The following is a 7,192-nucleotide window of genomic DNA, read 5'->3' on the forward strand; positions in this document are numbered from 1 at the left end:
CCGACGGCGCGTTCGTCGATGCCAGGAGTTCCTTGACCTGGTCGTCGGTCGGAAGCGCCTCGGCAGTCGAACTGAAATATGCGCGGCTTGATACCGGAACATAGCCTGAACTATCCGAGGAAAAATTTCGCAGGTGAGCGTAAGCCGAGGACAATCATAAGAATCAATGGCTTAGACTTGTGGAGGGAGGAATATGGCAGAAGTCGTTCTTGAGAATATCTGCAAGACATACGGGAACAATTTTCACGCAATCGACCAATTGAACCTGTCGGTCAAGGACGGCGAGTTCTTGATTCTCGTCGGGCCGTCCGGCTGTGGCAAATCCACCGCGTTGCGGATGATCGCGGGATTGGAGGACGTCACCAGCGGCAGCCTCCGGATCGGCGGGGTCGACGTCGTCGACATGCCGCCCAAGGATCGCGACATCGCGATGGTCTTCCAGAGCTACGCCCTCTATCCGCATATGACTGTGTTCGAAAACATCGGCTTTTCGATGCGGCTGGCAGGCAAGCCGAAGGCCGAGCGCAAAAAGCGCGTGGACGAGATCGCCAAAACCCTTCAACTGACGTCTCTGCTGGACAGCAAACCCGCGAACCTTTCAGGCGGACAGCGTCAAAGGGTTGCCATGGGCCGCGCCATGGTGCGCGAGCCGGCAGCCTTTCTCATGGACGAACCCCTTTCCAATCTGGACGCGAAACTGCGTGTTCAAATGCGCGCCGAAATCACCAGTCTGCAAAAGCAGCTCGGCGTAACGACCATATATGTGACCCACGACCAAACCGAAGCCATGACGATGGGCGACAGGGTCGCGGTGTTGAAAGGCGGCGTGCTGCAGCAGGTCGACGCACCCAAGAGACTCTATGAATCGCCGGTGAACGCTTTCGTTGCCGGCTTCATCGGGTCTCCTTCGATGAATCTTTTCGAGGCAACCCTGACGGGCGACGAACTGATGTCCGGCGCCTTGGCCATCCGGCTGCAGGATGCAGCCTTCGTGCGCAGGCCGGGCTTGAGGTCGTATGCGGGGCGCAAGGTCGTGTTCGGGATACGACCGGAGGATCTCTATGACAGCAGTCTCGAATCGGGCCGCAAGTATCAGACGATTCCGGCAAAGGTGACCTCGATCGAAGAACTCGGATCCGAACAAATCGTCCATCTCAACATCGATGCGGTCCGGGTGGACTCCGGCGACCCTGACGCGGTGCAGGATTTCGGCCTGGCGTCGAATGCGGTGGCGAAATTCGAACCGGTCAGCACAGTCCGCTCCGGCTCGGAAATCAGCTTGGCCCTGGATGATGCCAAGCTCCATTTCTTCGACCCCGAGACGCATCTGGCAATCTGAATATCAGCGATGAGACCCGCGGGCGAGGGTGAGGCGCCTGCGTAAGAAGACTTCTGAATAATCAGACGATCGGCCGCATTGTGCGGGCGAATATAAAGAAGGAGGAGAAAATGACGTTTCGTATTAAATCCGCGATGCTGAAAATGGCCGCGGCCGCATGGTTGCTTGGCGCAACCGGCGCCATGGCGGATACGACGCTGGAATTCACCCAATGGTGGGAGCCCGAATTGCCGGCTGGCTCGCTCAGGTCAATTATGGACGAGTTCGAGGCGGCAAACCCCGGAATCAAGGTGACGCTGGTCAGCGGCCCCTACGCCACCACGCGAGACCAGATCTCGGTTGGTGCTGCAACCGGAACGCTCAGCGACGTCGTCGGTCTCGACGGCGCCTGGGTGAACAATCTGAATGCGCAGGGTGCACTCGCCGACATGAATCCGATGATGGATGCGAGCGGTTTCGACAAGAGCCAGGTCGCGGATATCATCAAGGTGGACGGCAAGGCCGTGATGTTTCCCGTGGCTTCGTTCGTCTATCCAGTCTTCGTGAATTTGGACCTCGCCGCCAAGGCGGGCGTGACCAAGCTGCCGTCGACCCGTGCGGAGTTTCTCGAAGCCGCCAAGAAGATGACGCACGCCGACCAGAACCAGTATGGCTGGGTGCTGCCCCTGTCGCTGCAAACGCCATCCGGCGTCCAGAACGACATGATGTCGTGGGTTTGGGCTTCGGGCCAGTCGATGATGGCGAGCGGCAAGCCGGACCTTGAGGGCAAACCGGTGGTGGATATGCTCACTTTCGTCAAATCACTCAATGACGCCGGCACCATCTCGCCCGGCATCGCCACCAAGACCGAGCAGGAAAAGGTCGAGGAGTTCGTCAACAACCGCGTCGGGATGATGATCGACTCGCTCGCGCATGTGAACCTCATCCGCAAGCGCAATCCCAAGCTGAACTTCGACCTCATCCCGGTCCCTGTCGTGGAAAACTATACCGGCAAGCGCGGCCTTCCCTATGCCTCCTGGGGCATCGGCATCTCTGCGGCTTCGAAACATCAGGAAGAGGCCTGGAAACTCGTCCAGTATCTGATGAGTGAAAAGGTCAACGCCAAGCTCGTGTCGCTTGCAAACGCGTTCCCGGGCAACGTCAACGCCAAGCCCGATTTCGTGACCTCGGACAAGGCTTTCGGCAAGGCTTTTGAAATCTTCAAGACCGGTCATCTCGCCAATGAGTTCACGGGCCTGCCGGTGGCTGAAGACCTGATGACCCAGTTCGACGTGCAAGCCCAGAAGATGCTCGCCGGCGAGCAGTCTCCGGAACAAGCAGCCGCCGCCGCTCAGAAGGGCTGGATGGCGAAATTCTGATCGGCCTGTTCCCGTTTGCTGTCTTCGACCGGGTGACCTGACTTCGGGCAGGCCACCCGGCAACAACGGATCGGCATTCTGAGTGGACTTGTTTTTGAAAGCTTACCTTCCCTTGAAGGCGTATCCCAAGGTTGGCACATGACCCGGCAAAAGCGCTCCCACCACAAGCTCAAACGAGCGGTCGCACCCTACCTCTATCTGTCGCCCTCGCTGCTCATAATCGGGCTCCTGATGCTGCTGCCGATGGTGACGGTGATTGCCTACTCGTTCCAGAACAGCGCGGTGCTGCGTCGTGACCCATCCTTTGCCGGACTGAAGCACTACCAGGCGATCTTCGACGACCCCGTGTTCTGGGCTTCGCTGTGGCACACGCTCTACTTCACATGCATGAGTGTCATTTTCCACATGACCATCGGCATGGTCTTCGCGCTCATGCTGAACAGCGACCGCATCAATCCGACGCTGCGCAATATTCTGCGCGTGCTCTACATACTGCCCTGGCTGTTCACCGCGGTGATCATCGCCGTGATCTGGCGCCTCCTGCTTGAGCCGAACGGTGTCGTGAACAGTATTCTCATGCAAATCGGCATCATAGGTTCCAAGGTCGAATGGTTTTCCTCGCCTGAGACCGCGCTGCATGCAGTCACTTTTGCCAATATCTGGGCGGGCTACCCGCTCTTCATGGTCAGTTTGCTCGCGGGTTTGCAGGGCATTCCCAAGGATTTCTACGAGGCCGCCGATATCGACGGGGCGAAAGCCTACCAGAAGCTGATCTTCATCACCATTCCGCAGCTGATGCCGATCATCATCAGCATCTCGCTGCTCGACTTCATCTGGACCATGCAGGTCTTCCCGCTAATCTGGATAACGACGGGCGGTGGCCCGATCTACTCGACCGAGGTCCTCAGCACCTACACGTACAAGCTGGCATTTTCGAGCTACAACCTGTCGCAGGCTTCGGCCAGCGCCGTGGTCATCCTGCTGATCTCTCTCGGCCTGACGCTGTTCTATATTCGCTATCAAAAGGCTCGGTAATCACCATGAGGAAAAGGCACACGCCGAAAGACAGGCTGATCACCGTGGCGCTCCATGTAGCGCTTGCAGCAGGGCTCTTTTTCGCGGCATTCCCGATCTACTGGATGCTGAGCAGCTCGTTCAAATCGAATACCGAAATCTTTGCCCTGCCACCAACCATCCTGCCAAAGGCGTTCACGCTGGAAGCGTATGCAGCCATCCTTGGCGACCCGGTAAAGCTGCGCTTCTTCTTCAACAGCTATTTCGTGGCGGGAGCGGTGACCGTGCTGACGGTGCTGATCGCCTTGCTGGCGGCCTACGGGTTCAGCCGCTTCAATTTCCGCGGCAAGGGCAGCCTGAACACAATCATCATCAGCACGCAGACGATTCCGCCGATCACACTTTTGATCCCCTTCTTCGGGCTTGTCGTCTCATACGGTATCTTCGATACCTACGTCGCGCTGATCCTGACCTACCTGGTGTTTACGCTGCCCTACGCGATCCTGCTGATGACGGGATATCTGAACACCTTGCCCCGCGATCTCGATGAAGCCGTGGCTGTCGACGGCGGCAGCAGCTGGACCGCGCTTTGGCGGGTGATTGTCCCGATTTCACTGCCTGGTATCGTGGCGACGTCGGTCTACACCTTCCTGTTGTGCTGGAACGAATTTCTCTTTGCGCTGACGCTGACGAAGTCGACGTCCATGCGCACGGTCCCGATCGGCATCCAGCTGTTGATGGGGCAGCATGCCTTCGAATGGAACCAGATGATGGCGATGAGCGTGCTCGGCTCGCTACCGCTCTTGCTCATCTACCTCGTTGCCCAGAGGTACTTCCTCGCCGGCATGACCGCGGGCTCGGTCAAGTAGGATGTTCATCCCACGGCGACGCAGGGTGGCATCAATCAATAAGCGGTATCAAGGATTGAAAGGATGAACGTGAAAGACCTCAAAGTCGGCTGCCAGACCTTCACCTGGGAAATGCTGGGAGACCGGTTCACCGGCGGCCCCGACGATCTGCTGAGGGCGATCTCTGACGGTGGCTATGCCGGCATCGAGATCACCGACACCATGATCGGACATTATGGCGACAAGCCGGAGGAGTTCGCCGCCGCGCTGAAGACGTCGGGGCTGACGCTGGTTTCTTTCGCCTTTGGCTCGAACAGTGGCTTTACGCTGAAGGAGAAGATCGGCGACGATCTCGAGACCGCCAAACGCTGGATCGGCTTCGCGGCTGCGTTCCCGGGCGCGCTGGTCTCGATGGGCTCGGCGACGGTGGTGTCCGACGGGCCGCGTGAGGATAAGTTCGCCATCGCGGCCGATGTCTACAACAACGCCGGCGAGATCGGACGCAAGGCCGGGGTCCAGGTTGCGGTGCATCCCAGCTCGCACCACAACACGCTGCTGTTCGACCGCGCCGATTACGATGCGATCTTTGCCTTGCTCGACCCCGACCTGGTCGGCTGGGTACCGGATACCGGCCATATACTGCGCGGCCACAACGACATGTCCGATACGCTGCGCACCTACCGCGACCGCATCCGCTACATCCACCTCAAGGACGTCGATGCCAACGGCACCTGGGCCATGCTCGGCAAGGGCGTCTGCGACACGCCGGCGGTGATCGAGATCGCCAACACCGCACCGCGCTTCAATGGCTGGCTGGTGCTGGAGGAGGAATCCGAAACGGCCGCCGCGGATCCCGCCGGCGCGGTAAAAACCAACCGCCAGACAATGCGCAGCTTGGGCGCCTGAAGAACGAGACGATGATCAAGAAACAGGACAGACGCCTCAGGGTCGGTGTGCTCGGCTGCGGCCCCATCGCGCAGTTCGCGCATCTGCAATCCTGCGTGAAGGCTGGGAATGCCGACCTCTACGCCATCTGCGACGCGGCACCCGATCTGCTCGCCCGCATGGGCGCCACCTACGAGCCGCAAAAGATGTATGCCGACTACGACGCCATGCTCGCCGATCCCGAACTGGAAGCGGTGATCGTCGCCACGTCGGACGCCTATCACGTGCCGATGTCGATCAAGGCGCTCGATGCGGGAAAGCATGTCCTGTGCGAAAAGCCGATCGGCACCTCGGTGGAGGAAGGCGAGGCGCTGGCCCAGGCGGTCAGGCGCTCGGGCAAGGTGCTGCAGGTCGGGCATATGAAGCGCTTCGACCCGGCGCTGGAGGCGGCGCGCGACTTCGTGCGCGACGAGATCGGCGAGGTGCTGGCGCTGAAGGCCTGGTACTGCGATTCCACCCATCGCTACACCAACACCGATGCCATTCAGCCGCTGCCGGTCACCAGCAAGCTGGCGAAGAAGCCGACCGGCAATCCCAAGGCTGATCTCAGGCAATATTTCATGCTGGCGCACGGCTCGCATCTCGTCGATACGGCGCGTTTCCTGTGCGGCGAAATCGTTGCCGTGCGCGCCCGCCTCAACGAACGCTTCGGCGCCTATTGCTGGTTCGTCGAGACCGAATTCGCCAGCGGCGCGCTCGGCCATCTCGACCTGACGGTTGCCGTGCGCATGGACTGGCACGAAGGTTTTCAGCTCTATGGCGAGAACGGCTCCGTCATCGCGAAAACCTTCAACCCCTGGTACTTCCGCGCCAGCGAGGTCGAGATCTTTTACGAGAAGACCGCCACCGCCCACAAGCCGCTCGGCGCCGACGGCCATTTCTTCCGCCGCCAGCTCGAAGGTCTTGCCGACACCGTGCTCACCGGCACGCCGATGCGCGGCGCCAATGTCGAGGACGGTATCGCCTCGATCCGCGCCATGGTCGCCATCGCGCGTTCGGTCGAGACAGGTGAACGGGTCGAACTCGCCTCGGTTTCGGGAGCGGTCTGATGCGTCTCGGCATTTTCGCCAAGACATTTGCCGGCACAGAGCCGGCTGCCGTGCTGACGGCGGTTAAGCAGGCTGGCTATGAGACGACGCAGTTCAATCTCGCCTGCGCCGGCCTGCCGTCGATGCCGGATGTCGTGCCGGCGGATGCCATCGCTTCCGTCCGTGCCGCAGTGCGATCGTCAGGCGTTTCGCTGGCCGCGCTGTCGGGCACCTACAACATGGCGCATCCCGACAAGGCTGTGCGCGACGATGGTCTTCGCCGTCTTGCCGTCGTCATCGAGACGGCGGCGGCCCTCGGTATTCCGCTGGTCACGCTCTGCACCGGCTCGCGCAATGCCGCCGATCAATGGGCGTATCATCCCGACAATAGCACGCCGGCCGCCTGGTCCGACATGGCCGCCGAGATGGAGAAAGCGCTGGCGCTTGCCGAAGACGCCGGCGTCGATCTCGGCATCGAGCCCGAGCAGGCCAACATCGTTACCTCGGCCAGGGACGCGACCAGGCTGATCGCCGAAATGGGATCGAAGCATCTGAAGATCGTGCTCGATCCGGCGAACCTGTTCGAGCACGCGACGCAACACGAAGCGCGCGCCATCGTCGCCGCCGCGATCGACGAGGCTGCCGGCCATATCGCCATGG

7 protein-coding genes are annotated in these 7,192 nt (G+C 60.4%); all 7 read left to right on the forward strand.

The genetic code is table 11. The annotated features are described in order from the left end of the window. The first annotated feature begins 193 nt into the window (after window positions 1-193). Window positions 194-1,339 (forward strand): ABC transporter ATP-binding protein, encoded by a 1,146-nt coding sequence (locus EN991_RS16600; protein WP_063167588.1) that lies wholly within the window; start codon window positions 194-196, stop codon window positions 1,337-1,339. Between the two features lie 110 nt (window positions 1,340-1,449). Next, complete coding sequence (locus tag EN991_RS16605) at window positions 1,450-2,697, forward strand: sugar ABC transporter substrate-binding protein (RefSeq protein ID WP_127369154.1); 1,248 nt, start codon at window positions 1,450-1,452, stop codon at window positions 2,695-2,697. Between the two features lie 138 nt (window positions 2,698-2,835). Then, window positions 2,836-3,732, forward strand: coding sequence for a sugar ABC transporter permease (locus tag EN991_RS16610; protein ID WP_023764771.1), 897 nt, complete (start codon window positions 2,836-2,838; stop codon window positions 3,730-3,732). A 5-nt stretch (window positions 3,733-3,737) separates the two neighbouring features. Next, a complete protein-coding gene (locus EN991_RS16615) occupies window positions 3,738-4,580 on the forward strand; it encodes a carbohydrate ABC transporter permease (protein WP_013532946.1) in 843 nt (280 codons plus the stop codon). 63 nt (window positions 4,581-4,643) lie between these two features. Continuing rightward, entirely contained in the window at window positions 4,644-5,465 is an 822-nt protein-coding gene (locus tag EN991_RS16620) for a sugar phosphate isomerase/epimerase (RefSeq protein ID WP_127369155.1), read from the forward strand. Window positions 5,466-5,476: 11 nt separating this feature from the next. After that, window positions 5,477-6,553: a Gfo/Idh/MocA family oxidoreductase gene (locus tag EN991_RS16625; protein ID WP_127369156.1), complete on the forward strand. Its 1,077-nt coding sequence runs from the start codon at window positions 5,477-5,479 to the stop codon at window positions 6,551-6,553. Beyond that, window positions 6,553-7,192 (forward strand): sugar phosphate isomerase/epimerase (locus tag EN991_RS16630; RefSeq protein WP_164769126.1); only part of this gene is annotated, 640 nt, incomplete at its 3' end. The genes EN991_RS16625 and EN991_RS16630, both read left to right, overlap by 1 nt.

Source organism: Mesorhizobium sp. M7A.F.Ca.US.005.03.2.1, from assembly GCF_003997795.1.
GTDB classification, from domain to species: Bacteria; Pseudomonadota; Alphaproteobacteria; order Rhizobiales; family Rhizobiaceae; genus Mesorhizobium; species Mesorhizobium ciceri.